The 23,352-nt window shown below is 71.4% G+C and carries 18 protein-coding genes; 7 read left to right on the plus strand and 11 right to left on the minus strand.

Features of this window, described 5'->3' with window-relative positions; genetic code table 11:
- Positions 1-124 precede the first annotated feature (124 nt).
- The 3 genes from ABZ990_RS24080 (at position 125) to groL (ending at position 3,406) form a co-directional block, all read left to right on the plus strand.
- A complete protein-coding gene (locus tag ABZ990_RS24080; protein WP_361235163.1) occupies positions 125-403 on the plus strand; it encodes a MoaD/ThiS family protein in 279 nt (92 codons plus the stop codon).
- Positions 404-954: 551 nt separating this feature from the next.
- The gene (locus ABZ990_RS24085; protein ID WP_015035246.1) at positions 955-1,158 is read left to right on the plus strand and encodes a cold-shock protein; all 204 of its coding nucleotides are present in this window, start codon (positions 955-957) and stop codon (positions 1,156-1,158) included.
- A gap of 625 nt (positions 1,159-1,783) precedes the next feature.
- Complete coding sequence (groL, locus tag ABZ990_RS24090; protein WP_361235166.1) at positions 1,784-3,406, plus strand: chaperonin GroEL; 1,623 nt, start codon at positions 1,784-1,786, stop codon at positions 3,404-3,406.
- Between the two features lie 238 nt (positions 3,407-3,644).
- On the opposite strand, the gene ABZ990_RS24095 is transcribed toward groL, so the two are convergent.
- Together ABZ990_RS24095 and ABZ990_RS24100 are read right to left on the minus strand one after the other, a co-directional pair.
- Complete coding sequence (locus tag ABZ990_RS24095) at positions 3,645-5,402, minus strand: hypothetical protein (protein ID WP_361235169.1); 1,758 nt, start codon at positions 5,400-5,402, stop codon at positions 3,645-3,647.
- Positions 5,392-7,047: a hypothetical protein gene (locus ABZ990_RS24100; RefSeq protein ID WP_361235172.1), complete on the minus strand. Its 1,656-nt coding sequence runs from the start codon at positions 7,045-7,047 to the stop codon at positions 5,392-5,394. Before ABZ990_RS24100 ends, ABZ990_RS24095 begins: the two co-directional genes overlap by 11 nt.
- A 336-nt stretch (positions 7,048-7,383) precedes the next feature.
- Between ABZ990_RS24100 and ABZ990_RS24105 the strand changes: the two genes are divergently transcribed.
- Complete coding sequence (locus tag ABZ990_RS24105) at positions 7,384-7,758, plus strand: VOC family protein (protein ID WP_361235175.1); 375 nt, start codon at positions 7,384-7,386, stop codon at positions 7,756-7,758.
- On the opposite strand, the gene ABZ990_RS24110 is transcribed toward ABZ990_RS24105, so the two are convergent.
- The 8 genes from ABZ990_RS24110 to ABZ990_RS24145 form a co-directional block, all read right to left on the minus strand.
- Complete coding sequence (locus ABZ990_RS24110; RefSeq protein ID WP_361235178.1) at positions 7,732-8,562, minus strand: class I SAM-dependent methyltransferase; 831 nt, start codon at positions 8,560-8,562, stop codon at positions 7,732-7,734. The two genes, ABZ990_RS24105 and ABZ990_RS24110, sit on opposite strands and share 27 nt — an antisense overlap.
- A 194-nt stretch (positions 8,563-8,756) precedes the next feature.
- Entirely contained in the window at positions 8,757-9,569 is an 813-nt protein-coding gene (locus ABZ990_RS24115; protein WP_361235181.1) for a transporter substrate-binding domain-containing protein, read from the minus strand.
- A gap of 22 nt (positions 9,570-9,591) precedes the next feature.
- Positions 9,592-10,335: an ATP-binding cassette domain-containing protein gene (locus tag ABZ990_RS24120; protein WP_361235184.1), complete on the minus strand. Its 744-nt coding sequence runs from the start codon at positions 10,333-10,335 to the stop codon at positions 9,592-9,594.
- A gap of 15 nt (positions 10,336-10,350) precedes the next feature.
- A complete protein-coding gene (locus ABZ990_RS24125; protein ID WP_361235187.1) occupies positions 10,351-10,944 on the minus strand; it encodes a hypothetical protein in 594 nt (197 codons plus the stop codon).
- Entirely contained in the window at positions 10,941-12,335 is a 1,395-nt protein-coding gene (locus ABZ990_RS24130; protein ID WP_361235189.1) for a hypothetical protein, read from the minus strand. The genes ABZ990_RS24125 and ABZ990_RS24130 overlap by 4 nt, the downstream gene beginning before the upstream one ends.
- Positions 12,336-12,554: 219 nt before the next feature.
- Entirely contained in the window at positions 12,555-14,216 is a 1,662-nt protein-coding gene (locus ABZ990_RS24135; RefSeq protein ID WP_361235192.1) for a PTS transporter subunit EIIC, read from the minus strand.
- A 129-nt stretch (positions 14,217-14,345) separates the two neighbouring features.
- Positions 14,346-15,287 (minus strand): N-acetylmuramic acid 6-phosphate etherase, encoded by a 942-nt coding sequence (gene murQ, locus ABZ990_RS24140; RefSeq protein ID WP_361235195.1) that lies wholly within the window; start codon positions 15,285-15,287, stop codon positions 14,346-14,348.
- A 204-nt stretch (positions 15,288-15,491) separates the two neighbouring features.
- Positions 15,492-16,439, minus strand: a complete 948-nt coding sequence (locus tag ABZ990_RS24145; RefSeq protein WP_361235339.1) for a MurR/RpiR family transcriptional regulator — start codon at positions 16,437-16,439, stop codon at positions 15,492-15,494.
- A 230-nt stretch (positions 16,440-16,669) separates the two neighbouring features.
- Between ABZ990_RS24145 and ABZ990_RS24150 the strand changes: the two genes are divergently transcribed.
- The 3 genes from ABZ990_RS24150 (at position 16,670) to ABZ990_RS24160 (ending at position 21,621) form a co-directional block, all read left to right on the plus strand.
- Positions 16,670-17,026, plus strand: a complete 357-nt coding sequence (locus tag ABZ990_RS24150; RefSeq protein ID WP_361235198.1) for a hypothetical protein — start codon at positions 16,670-16,672, stop codon at positions 17,024-17,026.
- A gap of 289 nt (positions 17,027-17,315) precedes the next feature.
- Positions 17,316-17,627 carry a DUF4031 domain-containing protein gene (locus ABZ990_RS24155; RefSeq protein ID WP_361235201.1) on the plus strand — a complete coding sequence of 104 codons (312 nt, stop codon included), beginning with the start codon at positions 17,316-17,318 and terminating at the stop codon, positions 17,625-17,627.
- Positions 17,628-18,147: 520 nt separating this feature from the next.
- Positions 18,148-21,621, plus strand: a complete 3,474-nt coding sequence (locus tag ABZ990_RS24160) for a hypothetical protein (RefSeq protein ID WP_361235342.1) — start codon at positions 18,148-18,150, stop codon at positions 21,619-21,621.
- Positions 21,622-21,849: 228 nt separating this feature from the next.
- Here ABZ990_RS24160 and ABZ990_RS24165 read toward each other — a convergent pair whose 3' ends face one another.
- The gene (locus tag ABZ990_RS24165; protein ID WP_361235345.1) at positions 21,850-23,076 is read right to left on the minus strand and encodes a Cmx/CmrA family chloramphenicol efflux MFS transporter; all 1,227 of its coding nucleotides are present in this window, start codon (positions 23,074-23,076) and stop codon (positions 21,850-21,852) included.
- Between the last annotated feature and the right edge of the window lie 276 nt (positions 23,077-23,352).

Here is a 23,352-nt window from a genome sequence, read left to right on the forward strand (position 1 = left end):
GTCATAGCCCTGCGGGCCACCCGTCACAGAGACAGTGAGCCCATCGCGAGAGGAGGGAAGGGACGGTGTGCCGTCCCACGGGCCTCCTCTCTTCTTCCGCCTTCTTCGAAAGGTTCGTGAACCCATGGCCGTGAACGTCCGCATCCCCACCATCCTCCGCACCTACACCGGCGGGCAGTCCGAGGTCCCGGCGGAGGGCACGACCCTCGCCGAGGTCATCGCGGACCTGGAGAAGAACCACACCGGCATCGCCGCCCGCGTCCTCGACGACCAGGGCAAGCTGCGCCGCTTCGTGAACGTGTACGTGAACGACGACGACGTCCGCTTCGAGCAGGGCCTGGAGACGGTGACGCCGGACGGCGCCGGCGTCTCGATCATCCCGGCGGTCGCCGGCGGCTGCTGAGCCGAGTTCTCGTCGGGCGGGCGGTCCGGCGGGCGGTCCGGTAGGCCGTCCCCGCCGCACCGTCCGCCGCACCGTCCGCTGGGCTGCCGTTCGGGCTGCCGTTCGGGCGGTCCGGCGGGTGATTCGCCGAATGGCTCGTATGCCCCTTCGGCCCCTTCCGCCTCACCTCGCGCAATACGGAATTACCCCTTCCGCAAGAAGAAGCGGAAGGGGTAATTCTGCATGGTTGAGCGCGATAGAGTTGGGGAAGCCCCCTCCGCCGCCCATGCCAGACGCATATGAGAATGCGGCGACTCGCGACAAGATACGGTCAATAAGGCCAGGGCTTCTGCCCCTTGTGCACGGTTTTGACGGGCCCGACTTGCCCGGTAATTCGGCGTATTCGCCACGATTCCCCATTCCGGTACGCCCAGAATTCTCGTCGGACTGACCTGTTGCAGAGGGCAGTTGGGCAGATACATTCAGCGGCGGTCGACGCGTTCCGGCGCAGGGTCTGACCCGGGTCCGCGAAGTGCGGCCCCGCGCAAGGGCCAGTAATAGGGGAGTTAGGCATGGCTCAGGGCACCGTCAAGTGGTTCAACGCGGAGAAGGGCTACGGCTTCATCGCGGTCGACGGCGGAGCGGATGTTTTCGTCCACTACAGCGCGATCCAGATGGATGGCTACCGCTCCCTCGAAGAGGGTCAGCGGGTCGAGTTCGAGATCTCGCAGGGCCAGAAGGGTCCGCAGGCGGACATGGTCAAGCTCGCCGTCTGAGCGCGGCGCGATCGGCCACCGACGCATTTCCGTCGAGGGGCCCGCATCCCGGATCCGGGACGCGGGCCCCTCGCGCGTGTACGGGCGGGCGCGGATGCGTGGATGCGCGGGTGCGCGGGTGCGCGAGCGGAGGCGTAGGGGTGCGCGGGCGGCGTGTGTTCTGCGCGGGTACGCGGGCGCGGGCGCGCGTACGGGCGCGTGCGCCGCGCCCGGGGGCGTACGGGTGGGTGACGTACTCGGTGAGCAGGTCGCAGAAGGCCCGAGCGGGTCCCGGCCGGGGGCCGAGCGGGGGCCGAGCGGGGGTCGAGCAGGGCCCGGCTGAGGGTCCGCCAGAGGTTCGCCGGGGGTCTGCCGGCGGTCTGCCGGGGGTCCGCCCGGGGTATTCCTGGGGCCGTCGGAGGTGACCGCGAAGCTCCCGATCGTCGAGAGTCGCTTGCACTCGCATGGGTCGAGTGCTAATCATTGGCGTTAGCACTCTGAAGGTGAGAGTGCTACGAGGATCGGGCAGACGAGGCCGCCGAACCGCGTGGGGCAAGGAACCACGGGGCATGCGCCGGCCGTCCGTCGCGGGCGTCGGCGCGGTCCTGGAGCGTTATCCACCCCATGTCCGGGAGGACCACTTCACATGGCCAAGATCATCGCGTTCGACGAGGAGGCCCGGCGCGGTCTCGAGCGCGGCATGAACCAGCTCGCTGACGCCGTCAAGGTCACCCTCGGCCCGAAGGGCCGCAACGTCGTCCTCGAGAAGAAGTGGGGCGCCCCCACGATCACCAACGATGGTGTCTCCATCGCCAAGGAGATCGAGCTCGAGGACCCGTACGAGAAGATCGGCGCCGAGCTGGTCAAGGAAGTCGCCAAGAAGACGGACGACGTCGCCGGCGACGGTACGACCACCGCCACCGTTCTCGCCCAGGCTCTGGTCCGCGAGGGCCTGCGCAACGTGGCCGCGGGTGCCAACCCGATGGCCCTGAAGCGCGGCATCGAGAAGGCCGTCGAGGCCGTCTCCGGTGCGCTGCTCGACCAGGCGAAGGAGGTCGAGACGAAGGAGCAGATCGCCTCCACCGCCTCCATCTCCGCCGCCGACACCCAGATCGGCGAGCTCATCGCCGAGGCCATGGACAAGGTCGGCAAGGAAGGCGTCATCACCGTCGAGGAGTCCCAGACCTTCGGTCTGGAGCTGGAGCTCACCGAGGGTATGCGCTTCGACAAGGGCTACATCTCGGCGTACTTCGCGACCGACATGGAGCGCATGGAGGCCGCGCTCGAGGACCCGTACATCCTCATCGTCAACTCCAAGATCTCCTCGGTGAAGGACCTGCTCCCGCTCCTGGAGAAGGTCATGCAGTCGGGCAAGCCGCTGCTGATCATCGCCGAGGACGTCGAGGGCGAGGCCCTGTCGACCCTGGTCGTCAACAAGATCCGCGGCACCTTCAAGTCCGTCGCCGTCAAGGCCCCGGGCTTCGGCGACCGCCGCAAGGCGATGCTGAACGACATCGCCATCCTCACCGGCGGCACGGTCATCTCCGAGGAGGTCGGCCTCAAGCTGGAGAACGCCGGCCTGGACCTGCTGGGCCGCGCCCGCAAGGTCGTCATCACCAAGGACGAGACCACCATCGTCGACGGTGCCGGTGACAGCGAGCAGGTCGCGGGTCGCGTCAACCAGATCCGCGCCGAGATCGAGAACAGCGACTCGGACTACGACCGCGAGAAGCTCCAGGAGCGCCTGGCGAAGCTCGCCGGTGGCGTCGCCGTCATCAAGGCCGGTGCCGCGACCGAGGTCGAGCTCAAGGAGCGCAAGCACCGCATCGAGGACGCCGTTCGCAACGCGAAGGCGGCCGTCGAGGAGGGCATCGTCGCCGGTGGTGGCGTGGCGCTGCTGCAGGCCGGTTCGGTCTTCGAGAAGCTGGAGCTGGACGGCGACGAGGCCACCGGTGCCGAGATCGTCCGCAAGGCCCTGGCCGCCCCGCTGACCCAGATCTCCGTGAACGCCGGCCTCGAGGGTGGCGTCGTGGTGGAGAAGGTCCGCAACCTGCCCGTCGGTCACGGCCTGAACGCCGCGTCCGGTGAGTACGTCGACATGATCGCCGAGGGCATCATCGACCCGGCCAAGGTGACCCGTTCCGCTCTGCAGAACGCGGCCTCCATCGCGGCCCTGTTCCTCACCACCGAGGCCGTCATCGCCGACAAGCCGGAGAAGGCGTCCGCGCCGGCCGGCGGCGGCATGCCGGGCGGTGACATGGACTTCTGATCCTGACGGATCGGTGGTTCATCGCTGAACGCGACCGAGGGCGGCACCCCCAGTGGGGGTGCCGCCCTCGGGCTTTTCACGGGTTCCGGCTCGGCGGGTGTGCGTGTGGTGCGGTGCGGTGCGGTACGTCAGCGACCCGCGTCCAACCCTCGTCCGTGCCGTGCGTCGACGCCAGCGTCGTACGTCCATGCGCCGTACGACGCCGGCGCACATCAGCGCCGTATGCCTGCGCCGTACGTCAGCGCCGCACCTCGACGTAGTCCTCGTACGCGTTCGACGAGTTGAAGTGCGAGCCGTCACCGCTGTGCCGCATGGTGTACCAGCCGGACACCGTCGCCGCCTTCTTGTAGGTCGCGACACCACTGGAGTTGGTCTTGGCGGAGCCGAGCTTGGTCCAGGTCTTCGAGCCCTTGGCCTTGAACCACACGGTCACGGGAGCGTTCCCGTACGTCTTCCACGTGGTGCCGACCTTGTGCTGGAGCTTGCCCGTGACCGTCACGGTCTTGCCCTTGCGGACCGGCTCCGGCGCGGCGTTCACATTGAGGATCCGGGTGGAGTAGCGGGACATGCCCCAGATGGCGGTGGAGCTCTCCAGGAACTGGTCGCTCAGCGGGTGCCGCACCCGGTAGTAGCCGGTCCAGCCCTTGCCGCTGAGGGAGTAGAAGCCCGGGTAGGTCTTCGCGCTGCCGGAGGAGAGGGCGCGCCAGCCGGTGCGGCCGTCGGCCGAGTACTCCAGGACCAGCTTCTGCCCGCCGGTCTGCCACTGGGCGTTCCACGGGTTGTACCAGGAACGGAAGGTGCCGGTCAGGGTGCCCGTGCCGTCCGCCGCGAGCGCGACGGTCTCCAGGGTGATGCGGCCTTCCTGCGGGATCGCCAGCCTGCCGGTGACCTTGGGGAAGCTCAGGTACGGGTCGACCGGGGAGACCACCCAGCTGTCCAGGTTGAGGCCCGGGACGAACGGCAGCTTCGCGGTGAAGCGGCCGTTCGCGTCGGTCGTGACGGTCCGCGTGACGCGGCCGTCCTCCCGCCCGAAGCTGCCGAAGCCCACCCGGACCTGCTGGCCGGCGAGTGACGTGTCGACCTGCGGGGTGCCCTCGGCCGGCTTGGCGGGGGCGTTCGGGTCGTTCAGCGTGCCGGTGACGGTGACCTGCTGGCCGGGCAGGACACGGGTCCGGTCGGCCGTGGCGGTCGCCTTGATGCTGCGCGGGACCAGGTTGTAGATCGACTTCACGAAGTCGAACGAGCCGTGGACCTGCTCGCTGTCCTCGTTGTACGAGACGCGGAAGTCCTCGCCGACCTTGACGTCGGCGTACGGCTCACCGCTGAAGATGCCCAGGTCGTCCGTGGTCACCGTACGCACCGCCTCGCCGCCCGCGCCGAGGCGCAGGACGGAGATGCCGCGTCCGGTGATCGGGACGAGGTCGCCGGAGCCGGGCTGGGCACCGACGAGCGTTCCCGTGGGGCGGGAGGTCCGGTCGTTCCACTTCGGCGTCGACAGACCGAAGTCGAGCTGCGGCGTCAGCGTGAAGTCGAGCGTGCCGGCGTCGGTGCGGGTGACGGTGTTGCCGAGGGAGTCGGTCGCCGTGACGTCGATGGCGTACTTGCCGAGGTCCTGGATCGTGCCGCCGTCTTCGGCGAGCTTGAGCACGGTCGGCACCTGGAAACGGCCCGGGTTGTAGGCGACCGGGGACAGCTGGTCGATCTCGGTGACGACGGTGTCGCCCTTGCGGATCTTCGCCGACACCTTGGTCACGGTGGCCTGCGGCGCGTCCGTCCACGCGTTGACGGTGAAATTACCGCGCTGGAACGTGTCGGTGGTGGCGCGGCCGACGCCGACGGGGGACGGCGTGGCCGGGTCGTCCGCGAGGGCCTGGGCCGTGCCGGCCGCGAGGGCGAGCACGGTCACCGCGGCGATCACGGAGGTCCGGGAGGCCCGGGAGACCCGGGAGGCCCGGAGGGCTCGGGGGGCGCTGGGCGCGCGGAGATCAGATCGCATCGATGTACTTCTCCTTGGACTCGCTGTAGAAGTAACCGGCCTGATCCTGCTTGTACATGCCCCAGGTGCCGTCGCCGTAGTTCGTGGCCTTGAAGCTGAACTTCCCGGACGCGTTGGTGGTCACATTGCGGGTGACCCAGTACCAGTTACGGTCGCCCTTCGGGCGGAAGACCAGGGTGACCTTGGCGCCCGAGAGGGCCTTCCAGGTGCCGTTCGTCTTCTTCTGGACGGTGCCGGTGACCGTCATCTTGCTGTTCTCGCGCGGCCGGTTCGGCGTGATCGAGAAGGCGGAGAAGCGGGTCTCGGTACGGGAGAGCTTGACCGTGCCGGAGTCCTTCGGCGCGTAACGGTCCGTCTCGTAGTGGTGCAGCCGGTACGTGGCGCTGACGTAGCCCCACGTCTTGATGTCGACCTTGCAGTAGGAGTAGCCGTTCCCGTACTGCGCCTTGCCGCTCTTCAGCCAGTTCCAGCTGCGTCCGCCGTCGAAGGAGACCTGGAGCTGGTACGGCTCGTTCGCGCAGTCGCCGCCGTTGAGGTGGGCGGTGGCGTGGACCTCGCCGTACTGGTCCATGGACATCTTGAGAACGCTGTACGTGAGCGGCTGCGGGACCGCGATCTCGCTCTGGTCGTAGGGGATGTCCTCGAAGTAGGGCGAGGGCCGCAGGTAGGTGTAGGTCTGCGTGGCGTACGTGGCGCGGGCGCCGTACTTGAACTTGCCCTCGGCATCGGTCGTCCCGCTGCCCATCTGGCCGGGGACGGCCAGGTCTCCGCGGGGGTAGGTGTTCGCCGTGACGACCGGGGCGTACGCGAACGGCTTCCAGCCGTCCTGGGTGAGCCGCTGCACCGTGCCGCTCATGGTGACGTCGGTGTTCTTGGTGACGCGGAACTTGTTCTGGCCGGCGTTGATCCGGTACGTCAGCTTCTCGATGCCGACGGCGGGCAGCGGGCGTCCGACGTCCGGGTCGGTGTCCGCGGCGGGCTCGACGACGGTGGCCTTGCCGCCGCTGATCTCCGCGTTCGGCGTGTACGGCAGCGAGAAGGTGCCGTCGGCGCCGGTGGTGACGGTGAGGCCGGCCGTGCGCGACCGGTAGTCGAGGTCGTACAGGTTGACGGACACCTGGATCTTGGTGCCCGCGCGAGCCGGCGTACGGGCCCCGGTGGACGGGTCCCAGGTGCTCGCCGTGCCGGAGAGGACGACCTTCCGGTTGTCGTAGCTGGTCGTCTTGCGGTCGAAGGCCAGCGTGTCGACACCGGTGTGCAGCTTGTAGCTGTAGGTGCCGCCGGTCCACTTCTGCGTGGTGCCGGAGGGCATCCGGTACTCGACCACGACCGGGTAGTCGCCGAGCGCGGTTCCCTCGGGCAGCTTCAGAGCTTCCGAGGTCACCCAGCCGGTGATGCGCTCGGTGGCCCAGTCGCCGTATTCGAAGCGGAGGTCGTCGCTGGTGGCGAGGACGTCGGCGTCCGGGGCGGTGGAGGCGAGGACGGAGACCTTCGCCCACAGTGCCTGGGCCGGCAGGTCGACGACCAGCCGTCCGTCGTCGTAGGTGACCGCACGGGTCATGTCGATGGCGTAGGCCGCGGGCGCGGTCGCCAGGGCCGGCAGAGTCAGTCCCGCCGACAGTGCGAAAACGGTGGCCGCACGCACGAGGGCATGCGGCAGCGTGCGCGATGAGCGCGTCAAGGTAACCCCCCACAGGTTATGAATGCGGCGGCGCACGTGCTCAGTGATGCAGACGGGCCGCGTGGTAGCACGATAGCGCTCGCGGATTGAACATGTTCACCGGATTCCCACGGGATCCTCATGTGGCCGGTGATATGTCCTCAATGTGCCGATGGGGTGGGGTGGGACGGCTGGGGCGGGTGTGCTCCGGGGCCGTTCCGGGGGTGCCCGGGGCCTCTCCGGGGGTGTTCCGCAGGTGGGAACACGCGGGGGAGCGGCAAACGCGTGGGCGGGCGGTGCGGCGTCTCTAGTGTGAGGATCATGCAGCTCTCCGCGATCACCCTCGACTGCTCCGACCCGCTGGCGCTCGCCGATTTCTACCACCGGGCCACCGGTCTGCCGCTGCACCCCAGGAACCACGCCGAGTTCGCGGGTGTCGTCCAGCCCGCCGGCGGGCTGCTCCTCGGCTTCCAGCGGGTCGACGGCTATCGCGCCCCGGTCTGGCCCGGCCAGGACGTACCGCAGCAGCTCCATCTGGACTTCGACGTCGACGACCTCGCGTCGGCCGAGACCCGGCTGGTCGCCCTGGGCGCCGTGCGGGCCGCCCACCAGCCGGATCCGGAGCGCTTCCTCGTCCTCACGGACCCGGCGGGGCACCCGTTCTGTCTGTCACCGAGGGTCGCGACGGCGCCATAGCCCGGTCCAGAGGAACGACTCGCCGAAGTGCGGAGAGTCGGCGGGTTGCTCGCGCATGCGACGCAGGGCGATCTCTGTCAGGTCGGGGGTGTGGTGGGCGTCGGGGGCGGCGTCAGGGGCGGTGTCCGTCGGGGAGAACAGGGCGCGCAGATCGGCCGGGGTGTAGGCGAGTCCGCCGTGGAGGCTGCGGTCGCGGTAGAAGGCGGCGTCGGGGAGTTCGGAGCCCATCCCGCCGGGTCCCGCGGCGAAGCAGGTGAGGGCGAAGTGGCCGCCGGGGGCCAGGTGACGGGCGAGAAAGCCCAGGTAGGTGGCGCGCCGGTGGGGTGCGAGATGGTGGAAGCAGCCGGAGTCGTAGATCAGGTCGTACGGGCCGCCGGCACCGATCGCGGGCAGGTCCGGCCGGGCGGATCCGAACGCGTCGCCGTGCAGGAACCGGACCCGGGCGCGGACGTCCGGGCTCGCCTCGTGGGCGCGTTCCCGGGCCCAGGCGAGCGCGTCGGCGGAGAGGTCGACCGCGTCGACCTCGTAGCCGTGCCGGGCGAGGTGGAGAGTGTTGCGGCCGGGGCCGCAGCCGAGATCGAGGGCGCGGCCGGAGGCGGGCAGCGGTCCTTCGCCGAGGTGGTCGGCGAGGTGGTCGGCGAGGTTCTCGTCGGGCTTGTCGGCGAAGAAGGGGACGGGGCGCTGCCGGTCCTTGTAGAAGCCCTGCCATTTGGCGTGGTCGTCGGCGAACAGACCGTCCAGGAGCAGGAGGGTGTCCTCGGTCGTTCGGGTGGTACGGGTGGTGCGATCCAGGTCCGTGTCCATGGCTGAACGCTACGGATGGGGAGGGGATAAGACCAGGTCAGAGGGTGTGTAGCGGGTCCGGAGGAAAGGGCTGGGAGGGGTCTGTGCGGGCGTACGCGTACGGGTGCGGCGGCCACGCCCCGCACCCCGGCGAGCGGGTCGGGGAGAGGGCGCGCAGGCCCGTCCAGGGGCGTTTCCGGGGCGCGTCGGAGACGTCAATTCGCCGGTGGAGCCAGCAGGTTCGGGTCCTGGCCGGAGCGGCGGAGGGACGCGGCGACGAAGCCCTTCTCCTTCAACTCTTCGATGGTCGCCCGCAGATACGCGACCGTCTCCGGCGCCCGTCCGGTCGTCGTGCCGACGGCCTGCCGGATCTCCATGAAGCGTTCCTCGATGAGCCGAACCTCCGGATGCGCCGCCGCGTACGCGCGCATCGGCTGCCGGATCCCGGCTCCTGCCTCCAACTCCCGTTCCACGAAGGTGTCGACGCCCTCGGCGCCCCGGACGAGCGTCGCGTGCCGCAGCGTGCGGGTCAGGAACAGGTCGTACGCGGAACCCTCCTTCACCCCGACGCGCACACCGGGCACGTCCACGTCCGCCGGGGTGCGCGGCGCGGAGTCGCGCGGAACGGCGTACACGCCCTCGATGACGACGTACGGCGTGGTGAACGCCACCTCCGCCTCCCGCGCCGGCTCGACGGCGAGAAAGCACAGATCGGCCCGCCCGTCCGCCATCGCCGCGTAGGACTTGCGCGCCGCGTCGAAGCACAGCAGCTCCACGGGCACTCCGAGCCGTGCCCCGATCTCCCGCGCGAGGTCCACGGTGATCCCGGAGGGTGCCTCGGGGGTGCCCTGGGCGAGGACGGGATTGCCGAGGTTGACGGAGGCCCGCAGGGTGCCGGTGGGGGCGAGGTCGGCGACGATCGCACGGTCCGGACCGGTCGTCGGACCGGTCCTCGGACCGGCCTTCGGACCGGTCGTCGGATTGCTCTTCAGGTCGCTTTTCCGGGCGTTCTCAGGGGAGTTGGGCATGGCGTGAGTCTAGGCAGCGGATCTAGACAGCGGCGGCTCCGGCGGTCAGGGCCGTGTACGCGGCCTCCGCCCGCCGGGCCTCCGGCACCTGCGCGGGCGCGTGGCGGAGGAACGCGTCGGTCGTCCCCGAGAAGGCGATCGTCCCCGCGATGAGCGCGGTGACATGGTCGGCCTCCTCCGCCAGGTCGGCGACGTCGTGCGTGGACAGCAGGACCCGTACCTCGCGGGAGACGAGACTGATGACGAGATCGCGGAAGACCCGGCGCTGGGTCGGGTCCATGCCGGCGGTGGGCTCGTCGAGGAGCAGCACCTCGGCGCCGTGGACGAGGGCGGAGGCGACGCCGACCCGGCGCAACTGCCCGCCCGACAGCGCCTTCGTCTTCCGGCCGGCGTGCTCGCCCATCTGGACCTGCTCCAGCGCCGCCGCGGCGGCGTCCCAGGCGGTGCGCCGGTTCATGCCCTTCAACCAGCCGGTGTAGGCGACCTGTTCGCGCGCCGTGAGGCCGGTCATGGCGGTGACGGACTGCGGCATCCAGGCCACCCGGGTCCGGTACGCGGCCGTGTGGGACGACAGACGGCCGAGCCGCACGGTGCCCCGGGCGGGACGGGTCGCTCCGGCGGCCAGCTTCAACAGGGTCGTCTTCCCTGCCCCGTTGGGGCCGAGGAGGATCGTGAAGCCGTCGGGGACTGTGTAGCTGAGGCCGTCGAGGATGGGGCGCTCGCGGCGCCCGTACGCGTAGGAGACGACGTCGAGTTCGAGGGACACGGAGGACGGGGCCTTTCAGTCGGTGGGCGGCCGGTGGCCGCGCGTGCGGTACAGGACGACCAGGCCGCCGAGGAAGACCGCCACGCACAGCGCGAGCGTGGGCAGATACCCGGCGCGGTGCAGGGTGACGGCCCAGGGCCAGGGGCGGTGGTGGTCCTGGTAGCCGACGAGCGCGGCGGTGAAGACCCAGGCGACGGGGGCGACCGACGCGGCCCGGGGGTACACGGCGCCCGCGAGCAGCATGAGGCCGGTCAGGAAGAGGGTGTTCCGGCCGGCCTCGTACGCCGTGGAAGAGTGCGCGACCGCGCCGACTACCCCCGCCGCCCCGGCCGCCGCGACGGCGGTGAGGAGCACGAGGAGAACGTCGTAGCGCCGAACCGGCCGCATGGCCAAGTCCTCGGCCTCGGGGAGGCGTTGGGCAAGGCTGTGGGTCAGGACGCCGGTCACGAGGAGAGGCGTGAGGTGGACGAGGAAGACGAGGTTGCCCGAGCCGAGCAGTCCCGGCAGGCTCACCGCCTCGTCGTGCGCGAGGGCGGCGAGCAGCGCGAACGCGGCGAGACCGGGCAGGACGACGGACAGCAGCCGCCGCCCCTTGCACCACCAGATCACGAGCCCACCCCCTGGCCGGCGGCCTTCGGTGCCAGCCGGCAGGCCGTGGCCTTCTCCTCCTCGAACCAGGCGGCGCGCTCACGGGCGGTGGGCAGCGTGAGGCCCTGGGCGGCGCGTTCCTTGACCTTGGCGAGGACTTCGGGGCCGTGTGCGAACTGCGCGTACTGTCCCGCGCGTTCGTGGAGATAGCGGTCCTGAAGGTCCAGGCTGTGGGCGGCCCACAGCCTGGCGGCGTCCCGGTGGACCGCCCAGTCGGCGGAAGCCCCTGGGGCGAAGGAGACGGGCATGGAACAGGGGAAGATCACCGCATCGCGCAGGACGGCGTAGCGGACGCCCACGAGATCGCCGTCTTTCCTCGCCGCCTGGGCGGTGAGGGGAAGCCACCAGGTCGTGGCGGTCGACCTGGGCCGGGTGGCCTCGCGTTCGTACAGCAACTCGTCGGTGACGGTGGCGGGCACGACGACCTCGACCCCCGAGGCCTTGAGCCTCTGGAACGAGTCGATGACTTCCTCGCGCACGGCGTCGAGCCGTTCGACCCGGCCACCGGTCTCGGCCATGCAGACGCGGGGCGCCGAGCCGGTGCACCGGGCGGGGGCGTGCCCGGCGCTGACCGGGCCTCCCGCGATCCCCCACCCGGAGGCGGTCCACGCGCTCGCCACCAGGGTGGCGAGGGCCACGGCCGCCGCGACCGACCGCCACAGGGCACGCCGGGGCCCGGTGATCCACCACGCGGCGACGGCCACCGCGACGGCGGCGGCGAAGAGGAACGGAACGAGGACGGTGACGAGAGAGAGCCGCTCCCCGAACGTGACGCTCGTGTCGAGCTGCCCCGAGACATGGCGTGGCCAGACCGGAGGGCTGTAGGTGGACGTCTTGTTGACCAGGTAGAACGCGGCGACCGCCCCGAACGGCGCGGCGATCGCGCGCGGGGCCAGCCGGCCGAGGGCGCAGCCGACGACGGCGTAGGCGCCCACGATGCCCAGACCCATGAACAGCGGGAGAAGGGCGGTGGGCGTGGGGACGAGTCCTGTCTCGACCATTCGCATGAGGACGGGCAGCAGTAGGATCGCCCATCCGGCGCCGAGCGAGGGCGCGAGCGCCCGGCCCGCCACCCGGAACCGGGACCTGCTGGGCGCGAGTTCCCAGACGCGGTCCTGCTTCAGCCGCCCGCCTTCCCATACCGCGAGACCGAGGGTGATCGAGTACGCGAAGGCGTAGAAGTAGCTGAGGGAGACCGCTACTTGTGCGGGCGCCCAGAGGGGACCGTCGACGACCTCTTGGTGTGATGCGTGGATGTGCAGCGGATAGAAGAAGTACAGGAAGACGATGCCGAGCCAGACCGGGGCGGTCCAGAGCGCGGCAGAGGTGCGGAAGAGGGTGCGGAGCGTCAAGGGCGCACCACTCGTGGAACTCGTCGGGATGTGTGCGTGTCGGTCATGCCCCATGGGAAGTCGGGCGGCGGCGGGTTGTCTGTGATGGAGGCCATGCCTCCGGGGCGGGGGCGGAATCATGGCGTGAAGGGGCGGGATGCAATGACGGGAAGTCGTGCAACCGCGCGGGAGCCGGGGATGGGTGGCCGAACGGTTCCCGTAGTCGGGCAGGTTCGAGTGTCAGAGACCGGCCGGTTCGGGGCGGGGCGGCGAGTCCGGATCGGAGGACGGGGCGGAGGTGACAGGAGTGGCAGGAGTGGCCCGTGAACTCTTCTCCGGGTCCGGTTCCGTCGACACGTTGAAGGTGTCGAGCAGGTCCTTGTCGAAGCCGAAGAAGTACGTGGCGATCAGGCCCGTCAGATAGCCCACCAGCAGGCCGCCCGCGTAGATCGCGGCCGTCGTGCCCAGGCCCCCGGTGCCGGCGAGGAGGGGGAAGAGGGCCCAGCCGGAGGGGCCGATGGCGGTCGAACCCACCGTGTGGCCGAGCATGTCGAAGAGTCCGACGAAGCCGCCGCCGAACGCGCCGCCGACGCACGCCGTGACGAACGGGCGGCCGAGGGGCAGCGAGACCCCGTAGATCAGCGGCTCGCCGATGCCGAGGAGCCCGGCCGGGAGCGCGGATCGGATGGTGCGGCGGATCGAGCGGTTGCGCGACAGCCGCAGATGGACGGCGACGGCCGCGCCGACCTGGCCCGCGCCCGCCATCGCCAGGATCGGGAGCAGCACCGTGTAGCCCTGCTGTTCGATGAGCGTGGTGTGGATCGGGATGAGGGCCTGGTGCAGCCCGAGCATCACCAGCGGCAGGAACAGACCGCCGAGGAGGAACCCGGCGCCGAGACCCGCGTGGGAGAGCAGCCAGTCCGCGAACTCCCCGATGAACCGGGCTACTTCACCGGCCACGAACATCAGGCCGTAGAGCGTGGCCAGACCGGCGGCGAGCACGGTGACGGTCGGGGTGACCAGGACGTCCACGGCCTCCGGCACCCGGCGGCGGCACCACTTCTCCACGTACACGGCGAGCACCGCCGCGCCGAGCGCGCCGAGCACCCCGCCCTGCCCGGGGGCGAGCGGCCGGCCGAAGACCTCGACCTTCGCGACCCCCGCGTACACGATGATCGCCGCGACCGCGCCGCCGAGGATGGGGGTGCCGCCGAACTCCTTGGCGGTGTTGTAGCCGACGAAGACCGCGAGCAGGGCCATGAAGCCGTTCGCGAGCGCGGTGAGGGCCGGGGTGAGGCCGGGCAGCCAACCCAGGTTGATCAGAAGGCCGTTGAGCCCGGCGATGATGCCGCAGCCGATGAGGGCGGGGATGAGCGGGACGAAGATGTTCGCGATCCGGCGGAGGAGGAGTTTCACGGGGGTGGCGTTCTTCGCCTTCCGGGCCGCCTGGATCGCCGCGCCCTTGCCGGCGAGGGCGGCGGCGTCGTGACCGGGCTCGTCGGAGGACCTGCCGTTGTCGGCTCCGGAGCCCTCGCCCGGGCCGGTGTCCTCGCCGGTTCCGGTATTCCCGTCGGCCGGAGGTCCGGCCTCGAAGGGCCTTACCGTCGGGGTTCCCGCCGCCGCGCCCCCGGTCCCCGGCCCCGCCCGTTCCACCAGCGTCTCGATCTCCGGCGCCACCCGGGCGACGGTGCCCGGCCCGAGGACGATCTGGTACGTGTCGTCCTCCACCACCCCCAGCACACCCGGCAGCGCCCGCAGCTCCTCGTCCCGTACGCGCGCGCGGTCCCGCAGACCCAGCCGGAGCCGGGTCATGCAGTGGGCCACGGACTCGATGTTCCCGGCGCCGCCGACGAGCGGGAGGATCGCGGCGGCGAGGGCGCGGTACTTGTCGTCTGTGCTCATGGTGCGGTGGTGCCATGCCGCGTGGGGGTGGTACGCGCTCCGGCCCGCCGGTCCACCCGTCCGGCCGATCGACGGTCGATCGACGGGCGGGCCGGGGGTGGGCGGGCCGGGGCGCCGGCGCGGCCGGGGCTACGGGGTCTCGGACGGCTCCAGTGCCGCGCGCAGACGGCCGTCGGTCCGGGCGAGCCGCCGCTCCGCTTCGTCGGCGTCGTCGATTCCCGAGAGGATCATGAGGACGGCGGTCTTCACCTCTCCGTCCGCCGCCTTGAGCGCGATCTCGATCCGCTCGTCCGGCGCACCCGTGGCGAGGGCGACGATGCGGCGCGAGCGGGCCTGGAGCTTGTCGTTGGAGGCGCGGACGTCGACCATCAGGTTCCCGTAGGTCTTGCCGAGCCGGATCATGGTGATCGTCGAGATCATGTTGAGGACGAGCTTCTGCGCTGTCCCTGCCTTCAACCGGGTGGATCCGGAGAGGAGTTCGGGCCCGGTCACGATCTCGATGCCGTGCTCGGCCGCCGCCGCGAGCGCGCTGTCCGCGTTGCACGACAGGCCGATGGTGAGCGCCCCGTGCGCACGGGCGTGTTCGACGGCGCCGACGGCGTACGGGGTGCGGCCCGAGGCGGAGATGCCGACCACGGTGTCGTCGGGGGTCAGCCCGAGCGCGGTCAGGTCCGCGGCGGCGAGTTCCCTGGAGTCCTCGGCCCCCTCGACGGCCTGGACCATGGCGCCGGGGCCGCCCGCGATGAGGCCGACGACCTGGGCCGGGTCTGTGTTGAAGGTGGGCGGGCACTCGCTGGCGTCGAGCACGCCGAGCCGCCCGGCGGTGCCCGCGCCCAGGTAGAGGAGGCGGCCGCCGCGGGCCATGCGCGCGGCGGTGGCGTCGATGGCGGCGGCGATGGCGGGCAACTGCCCGGCCACGGCGGCGGGGACGGTCCGGTCCTCGCCGTTCATGATCCGGGCGATGTCGAGGGTGGGCAGCCGGTCGATGTCGGCGAGCTCGGGCCGGAACGCCTCGGTGGTGAGGGTGGCCAGCTGGGCGCGCAGCTCGGAGTACGTGGGTGTCGTGGACACGGTGCTCTCTCAGCGGTTCGAGCGGGTCGGGGGGTGGACGGTCCGGCGAGTCGGCGGGTTGCCGAGGCGGTGAGGTGAGGTGGTGAGGTGGTGCCTCGGAGAGCCGTCGGGCCGGGTGATGCGGCGGTTCGGGAGTTCGGTGGTTCGGTGGTTCGGGGGGCGGCGGTGGCCGCCGGGACGGAGGCCGCCCCGCGCCCCCGGCGGTCAGCGGCTGCGGGGGGTGTGGCGGTGCGCCAGGGCCTCGTACGAAGCCGCGAGGGCCGGGGCGGCCGTCTCGTACGTACGCTGCGTGACGCAGGTGAACAGGCAGTCCACCACCAGCAGTTGACTGGTCCGGGATGACATCGCGGCCGGCCGCAGCTCGCTCTCGCGGGCCGTGGAGGTGGTCAGCACATGGTCGGCGTACTGCGCCACCGGCCCGTCCGGGCGGCCCGTGATGGCGACGGTGGTGGCCCCGTGGTCGAAGGCGACCCGCAGCGGTTCTATGACGTCGCCGGTGGAACCCGAGTGGGTGATCGCGATGGCGACGTCCCCGGAACGGAGCTGCACGGCGTTGGTGACGGCGAGGTGCGGGTCGCTGTGGGCGTGGGCGACGAGGCCGATCCGGAGCAGTTTCTGGCCGAGGTCCTGGGCGACCAGACCGGAGGCGCCGACACCGTAGATGTCGACCCGGCGGGCGGTGGCGAGGGCGGCGACGGCGGCGCCGAGCTGGACCGTGTCGAGGCCGGCGGCGGTGTCGGCGAGGGTCTGCTGCTCGTCGTAGGCGAGTTTGGCGATCACGTCCGCGACCGGGTCGTCGACGGCGATGTCGGCCGTCACGGCCGGCGCGCGGCCCGACTGCTGCTGGGCGGCGAGCCCGGCGAGGGCGAGCCGCAGATCGCGGTAGCCGGGGTAGCCGAGCAGCCGCGCGGTGCGGACGACGGTGGCCTCGCTGGTGCCGGTGAGCTCGGCGAGTCCGGTGACCGTGAGGGCGGCGCAGCCCGCCGGGTCCCCGGCGACGGCTTCGGCGACCCGCTGCATGGAGCGGGTCATGGAGGGCGCGAGGGTACGGACCTTCGCCGCGAGCGCGGCGGGGGCGGGCGGGGCCGGCGCGGCGGCGGCGCCCGCGGCCGGGGTCAGGGCTGGGGCCGGGGGCGTGGCCGGGGTCGCCATGCGGGCCGTGGCGACCGGGGCGGCGACCGTGGCCGCGGTGGTGGCCGTGGAGGGCTGCTCCGGGACGCTGATGAAACTTTCCTTCACGTCATGGGTCACATCTGAAAGATATTTTCGGCCGTCTGGACCGTCAATAGGGCGGTGGGGGAGCGGTGGGCGCGGAACAGGGGGCGCGGGCGGGGCGCGCGGGAGGTTCGTCCCCGGGGCGCCACCGGGGTGACAATGTGAACATGGACGAGATCGACCCCGTGGAGCAGTCGCTCCACGCCGCCCGCGCCCTGGTTCTCGCCGACCTGGCGGCGCGTGACGTAGCCATGGCCGAGGTCGTCTCGATGGTCGAGGACGCCGTGACCCACCGCCGCTGGTGGGTCGAGCAGTGGCCCGAGGGCCGCTCCTTCGTCGCGGGCCTGGTCGCCCAGGACGTCCAGGACGCCCTCCTCGAACGCTACGGCCGCTGGCCGCTGTGCCCCGTCTGCTCCTCGGGCGACCCGCACGCCCTCGACGTCGAACCGGAACTGGGCCCCGACCCGCACTGGGTCTGCGGCAAGCAGGGAGTGGTCGTCGCGCCGGTGGGCGGCCTGACGTGACACCGGGCCCGGGGCGGGGGCAGGGGCGCGGTGGATGGCGCGTGGGGGACGTACGCGGTCGGCGAGACGTACGCGCGCGTGGTGACGTACGGGATCGGTACGACGTGAGTGACCGGTACGACGTGAGCGACCGGCGGGACGTAAGCGACCGGCAGGGCCTACGCGCGCGTGGTGACCTCCACGTACGTGGTGACGTACGCACGCGTGGTGACGTACGAGACCGGTGTGCCGTACGGTCTCCGCACGACCCGGCCCGTCCGCCGGGCCCGGCGACCGCGGAGGCCCGGCGATGACTCTCTACATCGACCCGCCCACCTGGCCGGGCCACGGCCGCATGTGGTCGCACCTGGTCAGCGACGTGTCCTTCGATGAACTGCACGTCTTCGCGACCGGCATCGGCTGCCCGCCCCGCGCGTTCGAGCGCGACCACTACGACGTTCCGTCCGACTACTACGCGTCCGCCGTCGCGGCCGGCGCGGTCGAGGTCGGCTCGAAGGAACTCCTCCGCCGCCTCACCGCCGCGGGCCTGCGCCGCCCCAAGGGCCGGCCGGCCCCGGGCCTGCCGGGCGGCGGCTGTCTTTTCCCGTACGAAACGCGGTAGCGGCCGGCGCCCACGCCCCGCGCCCGTCACGCCCCCGCCCCGCCCGCACCCCGGTCCACTCCGCGGCCCTCACGCCCCGCGCCCGCGCCCCGGTCCACTCCGCGGCCCGCGCGCGGGGGCGGGTTGCCAGTGCCCGGCGCAGGCGGCGCAGTACCACTTCCAGTGGCCGGCCGCGCCGGGCCGGGTGTCGGTGGTGTCCTTCCAGAGCATGGGCGCGGGCGAGGGGCACCGGGGGCAGGGCGGGGGCATGGACGCCATGCGGTCAGCATGGCGGCCGACCGGCCGCGCCCGTCCCGCCGACGCGCCCGCCACCCCGGACGACGACCCGCACGAGGGCCTCGGAGCGGGCGCCCTGTCTGTTTCCTGGCGGGGCACCCCCGAAAAAGCCAACGGGAAAGAGGTAACGGGGGGATACCTGAGTCCGCGTCAGGCGTGTCTGACATTCAGGACATAAAGGGTAAGTAAATATGATTCCATGACCCCTGTCCTCCCTCGCATTCGCCCACTCTCGTGGCTCTTGGTGGTGCTGCTGGCCATCGGTGCGACCCTGCTCTCCCCGCGGCCGGCCTCGGCCGACCCCCGGCTTCCCGTCACCCTGAACGCGTCGAGCGCGGTGGTCGACGCGGGCGACCGGCTGATCTACGACGTCAACGTGGCCTGCTCGATTCCGACGGGCTGCCCGAACACCACGCTCACCTTCAGCCGTCCGCCCGGCGCTTCCGGGGACGGGGCGCTGTCCGAGCCGTGGCCCAGCCAGGTCACCAACGTGCAGACGGTCAACGGCCGGCTGGTGGTGACCGCGAACCTGGCCGCCGGTGACAGCGTCAACGCCGTGGTCTCCTGGCCCACGGCGAACTACACCACGCCGCCCGGCGCGCAGCCGGTCACGGTGATCGCCGAGACCCCCTCCGGCACGGGTACCTCCGAGGCCACCGCGACGATCGACCTGAGGGCCGCGCCGAACCTCGTGCTCATCAAGACGGGACCGACCCAGACGGCCCCCGACACCACGGTCTCGTACACCGTCTACGTCTCCAACCGACCCGTCGACCCGGACCGGCCGCGCGGCACGCTGGCGCTCGACGACGTGACGATCGAGGACGTGCTGCCGGTGGGCGCCGAATTCGTCGGTGCCTCGGGCGGCGGTACGTACAACCCGGCCACGCGCACCGTCACCTGGCAGGTCGCCACTCTCGCGGACACCGCCTTCAGCAACACCGTCAGCGTGCGCTACCCGTCGACCGCCGTCTCTCCGGGCGACACCATGACGGACACCGCGTCCGTCTCCGGCACCGGCCACGGCACCACGACGACCCACGAGGAAGACACCACCTTCACCACCACGATCACCGCGACGGATCCCGGGGTGAGAGGCGAGTTCGTGAAGTCGGGCAACCCGGCCGGGTTCGAGGGCCAGGCGTACGGCTACGAGCTCGACGCGTTCAACCGCAGCAACGTCGCCGCCTCGGCCACGCTCGACGACACGGTCCCGGCCGGCCTGCGGCCCAGGGCCGTGCGGATCCGCTACGGAGGGACGGCCCCGGTCGGCCAGGTCCCGGTGACCGTGACGTACAGCGACGGCAGTACCGCCACCTTCGACGTACCCACCACCAACGTGGACACCGCGATCCCGGCCGGCCCTGCGGGCACCCGCGTCACCCGGATCCAGGCCACGCTCCCCTCCATCGAGCCGTACCAGTACGCCCTGCTCGCCTTCACCTCCGACGTCGTGCTCTCCGACATCCCCGGCGGCAACCCCACCGACGTCGAGAACTGCATGACCGGCACGCTGGCCGCCGCTTCCGGCACCGGCGGCGAGTTCACCGACACCGTCTGCAGGACGACCTACCTGGACCGGAGCAAGCCCGACCCGATCCTGACCAAGGTCAACGACCAGGTGCCGGTGGCCCCCGGCGGTGTCGTCGACTGGGACCTGGACATCCGTAACAACGGCACCAATTCCCAGCTCTTCCCGCACTTCTTCGATCTGCTGCCCCCGGACGTGGACTACGTGCCCGGCTCGCTGCGGCTGACGGACCCGGCCACCTCCGACAGGTGCCCCGTGGTGTCCGCCGCCGACGTCACGGTCACGCCCGACTACCAGTTCGGGCGTACGGCCGTGATCTGGAAGGCCCCCGCCTCCTCCCAGCCCATCGAGTACCTCGGCGCCCTCGCGTGCGGGTACACCATCAGCGGCAAGGTGAAGGCCGGGACGAGCGCCGGCGTCAAGGGCGGCGACCCCCAGAACCCGAACACGTACCTCGGCAACCTGTCCTGGCTCTTCGACGCCGAGCAGACCATCCTGGTGCCGCGCTACGACAGGATCGCCGACACGTACGACATCAACCGGAACGGCAACACCACCGAGCAGGTCTACTTCGCCGCCGACGACTACTCGGTCGCCGACGCCGCCGACATGTTCGTCTACAAGCAGGTCCGCGGCGACGACGGCGAGTGGAAGGACTCGGCGGAGGTGCCCGGCCAGGAGGACCAGGTCGCCCCGGTCACCTCGGGCGGAACGTTCGACTACCGGGTGCGGCTGGGCAACCAGGGCAACCGGCAGCTGACCGACTTCGTCGCCTACGACCTCCTCGGCACCCCCACCAGCCACGGAGTCACCGACGGCCGGTACAACGACACCACCAACACCGTGTGGACCCCGGTGCTCACCGGTCCCATCGACACCACCGGAACCCCCGTCACCCTCACGTACTCCACGAAGGAAGACCCCTGCCGGCCCGAGATGGACGCCACGCGGGGAAGCGCTCCGTTCTGGTGCGGCGGACAGGTCGACCCCTCGTTCGTCCCCGCCTCCGAGGTCACGGACTGGACCCTGATCCGGTCCCTGCGCTTCGACTTCGGCGACACCGTTCTCGAACCCGGCCAGATCCTCACCTTCGAGTGGGAGATGACGGTCCCGGTCACCCGCGCCGACCACACCGCGCTCCAGAACGGCGACATGAACTGGAACAAGGTCGCCGCCCAGGCCGAGGTCGTCGAGACCGGCGGCACCACGCGCGCACTGCTGCCGGCCGAGCCGCCGTGGGTGGCCGCGCGGGTGGTGAGGCTCAGCGAGCCGACGCACACGATCTCCAAGACCGCCACTCCGCAGGCCGCTTCGGTCGGCGACACGGTCGACTACACGGTGACCGTGCGCAACACCGGCGAGGTTCCCTACACCGAGATGCGGGTCGAGGACGACCTGTCGGAGGTCTTGCGGCACGCGACCTACAACGGTGACGCGACGGCCACGTCCGGCACGGTGAGTGTCACCGGCAACACCCTGCACTGGCAGGGTCCGCTGCCGGTCGGTGGCACGGTGACCATCCGCTACTCGGTCACCATCACCAGTGAGCTGCCCGCCAGCCCCAAGGTCGCGAACCACGTCAGCAGCGTCGATCCCGGCGGCAACTGCCCGCCCGGTTCGACCGATCCCGCCTGCACCGTCGAGCTGACCCCGGGCGGGACCCCTCCCGACAACCCGACGCACCGGATCACGAAGACCGCCACTCCGCGGACCGCTTCGGTCGGTGACACGGTCGACTACACGATCACCGTGCAGAACACCGGTGACGTCCCCTACCCGGAGATGACGCTCGACGACGACCTGTCGGAGGTCCTGCAGCACGCCGACTACAACGGTGACGCGACGGCCACGTCCGGCACGGTGAGCGTCAACGGCGACACCCTGCACTGGCAGGGTCCGCTGCCGGTGGGCGCGACGGTGACCATCCGCTACTCGGTCACCATCACCAGCGAGCTGCCCGCCAGTCCCAAGGTCGCCAACCATGTCAGCAGTGTCGATCCGGGCGGCAACTGCCCGCCCGGTTCGACCGATCCCGCCTGCACCGTCGAGCTGACCCCGGGCGGGAAGCCGCCCCACGGCTACGGCGAAGGCTACGACCACGGTGACGGCTATGACCACAGCGACGGCTATGACCACGACGATGCCCCGGCACGCGCCGTGCTCCCGCCGGCGAGGGCCCGTAGGTGACCGGAGCCTGAAGGAAGTAAGGAAGTGAGGAGCCACTGACAGGGGGCTCGCCGATGCCGGCGGGCCCCCTGTTTATGTGCTGGGGATACGGGGCGGAGGAGGGGGCGGGCCGGTCCAGGCCCGGAGCCCCGGCCGTGTCGTGCGGGCGGCGGCCAGGTCCCGCGTTCCCCCGGCCCTACTGGGAGCCGACTTCGGTGAGTCGGCTCCCGTTCGCCGTGGTGGCCCGCGTCAGACGCAGTCGGCCGTGGTGTTCTTCGCGCTCTCGGCGGTGGCGGTCTCGCCCCGGGCGACCACGCGGCTCGTGGTGCCGGGGGTACGGCTCAGGCGCAGGGAGAGGGCGACGGCGCCGACGCCGACGAGGGTCATCGCGGCGCCCGCCCAGGCCGGGGAGGCGTAGCCGAGGCCGCCGTCGATGACGGCGCCGCCGAGCCAGGGGCCGCTGGTGTTGCCGAGGTTGAAGGCGGCGGTGGTGGTGGCGGCGCCCAGGGTGGGGGCGGCGCCGGCCACGTTGAACATCCGGGCGTTGAGCGCGGGCGCCGTGTAGAAGGCCGAGACACCGAGCAGGAAGGTCAGCACGATGGTGGCGACCGGGCTGCTCGCGAACAGGGCCAGGCCCACCAGGAAGAGCGTGGAGGCGGTGAGGCCGCTGAGCAGGACGCCGAAGAGGTGGGCGTCGGCGACCCGGCCGCCGATGTACGTACCGATCAGCGCGCCGATGCCGAACAGCGCGAGGACGCCCGAGACCCAGCCCTTGTCGAGGCCGGAGACATCGGTGAGCAGCGGGGCCAGGTAGGAGAAGGCGCAGAAGACGCCGCCCGCGGCGAGCGCGGTGATGACGACGGAGAGCAGGACCTGGCGGTCGCGGTAGATGACCAGTTCGCCGGCGAGGCGGGGGCGGTTCTCGGGCAGCGGTATGCGCGGGATGCGGGTGACGACACCCACAAGAGCGATGGCGGAGGCCACGCCGACGGCCCAGAAGGCGGCGCGCCAGCCGAGGTGTTCGCCGAGGAAGGCGCCGGCGGGGACGCCGATGACGTTGGCGATGGACAGACCGCCGATCATGACGGCCATGGCCCGGGCACGGGCTCCGACGGGCACCATCGCGATGGCGACGGCGGCGCCGACCGCCCAGAATCCGGCGCACGCGAGGGCACTCACGACGCGGGAGGCGAAGAGGACGGCGTAGTTCGGCGCGAGCGCGCCGGCGACCTGGCCGAGGCCGAAGGCGCCGATCAGGGTGGTGAGGGTGGTCTTGCGCGGCAGCCGCAGGGTGGCGACGGCGAGCAGCGGGGCGCCCACGACCATGCCGATAGCGAAGGCGGAGATGAGCAGTCCGGCGCGGGGGATGGAGACGTTCATGTCCTCGGCGATCGGCGGCAGGAGTCCGGAGAGCATGAACTCGCTGGTGCCGAGGGCGAAGACGGACAGACCGAGGATGTAGACGGCGAGGGGCATCCGGGCCCGGGCGGCGGGCGGAGGTGACGCGGCGGAGGAAGACGGCATGACACGGGCAACCCGTCGCTCGCGCCGGTTCATTCCGCCGCGCGGAATTTTCTCGGGATACGGATGCGGGCGTGGCGCGTTTCTCCGGCCGCCGGGCGGCCATGACCTGGCGCGACGGGCCCCGGCGGGGACCCGCGGGCGGCCACCGCCGGGCAGTCACCACCGCCGCCGGTCACGGGTGCCGGGCCACCGCCGAAAGGTCCCGGGTGGTCCCGGGTGGTCCCGGGT

It is taken from the genome of Streptomyces sp. NPDC046203 (assembly GCF_040646255.1).
In the GTDB taxonomy this organism is placed as follows: Bacteria; Actinomycetota; Actinomycetes; order Streptomycetales; family Streptomycetaceae; genus Streptomyces.

Coding starts and splice junctions, on each gene's coding strand:
- ABZ990_RS24080 (WP_361235163.1), top strand. CDS start 125: ATGGCCGTGAACGTCCGCATCCCCACCATCCTCCGCACCTACACCGGC.
- groL (WP_361235166.1), top strand. CDS start 1,784: ATGGCCAAGATCATCGCGTTCGACGAGGAGGCCCGGCGCGGTCTCGAG.
- ABZ990_RS24095 (WP_361235169.1), bottom strand. CDS start 5,402: ATGCGATCTGATCTCCGCGCGCCCAGCGCCCCCCGAGCCCTCCGGGCC.
- ABZ990_RS24085 (WP_015035246.1), top strand. CDS start 955: ATGGCTCAGGGCACCGTCAAGTGGTTCAACGCGGAGAAGGGCTACGGC.
- ABZ990_RS24145 (WP_361235339.1), bottom strand. CDS start 16,439: ATGGCGACCCCGGCCACGCCCCCGGCCCCAGCCCTGACCCCGGCCGCG.
- ABZ990_RS24135 (WP_361235192.1), bottom strand. CDS start 14,216: ATGAGCACAGACGACAAGTACCGCGCCCTCGCCGCCGCGATCCTCCCG.
- ABZ990_RS24165 (WP_361235345.1), bottom strand. CDS start 23,076: ATGCCCCTCGCCGTCTACATCCTCGGTCTGTCCGTCTTCGCCCTCGGC.
- ABZ990_RS24105 (WP_361235175.1), top strand. CDS start 7,384: ATGCAGCTCTCCGCGATCACCCTCGACTGCTCCGACCCGCTGGCGCTC.
- ABZ990_RS24115 (WP_361235181.1), bottom strand. CDS start 9,569: ATGCCCAACTCCCCTGAGAACGCCCGGAAAAGCGACCTGAAGAGCAAT.
- ABZ990_RS24150 (WP_361235198.1), top strand. CDS start 16,670: ATGGACGAGATCGACCCCGTGGAGCAGTCGCTCCACGCCGCCCGCGCC.
- ABZ990_RS24110 (WP_361235178.1), bottom strand. CDS start 8,562: ATGGACACGGACCTGGATCGCACCACCCGTACCACCCGAACGACCGAG.
- ABZ990_RS24155 (WP_361235201.1), top strand. CDS start 17,316: ATGACTCTCTACATCGACCCGCCCACCTGGCCGGGCCACGGCCGCATG.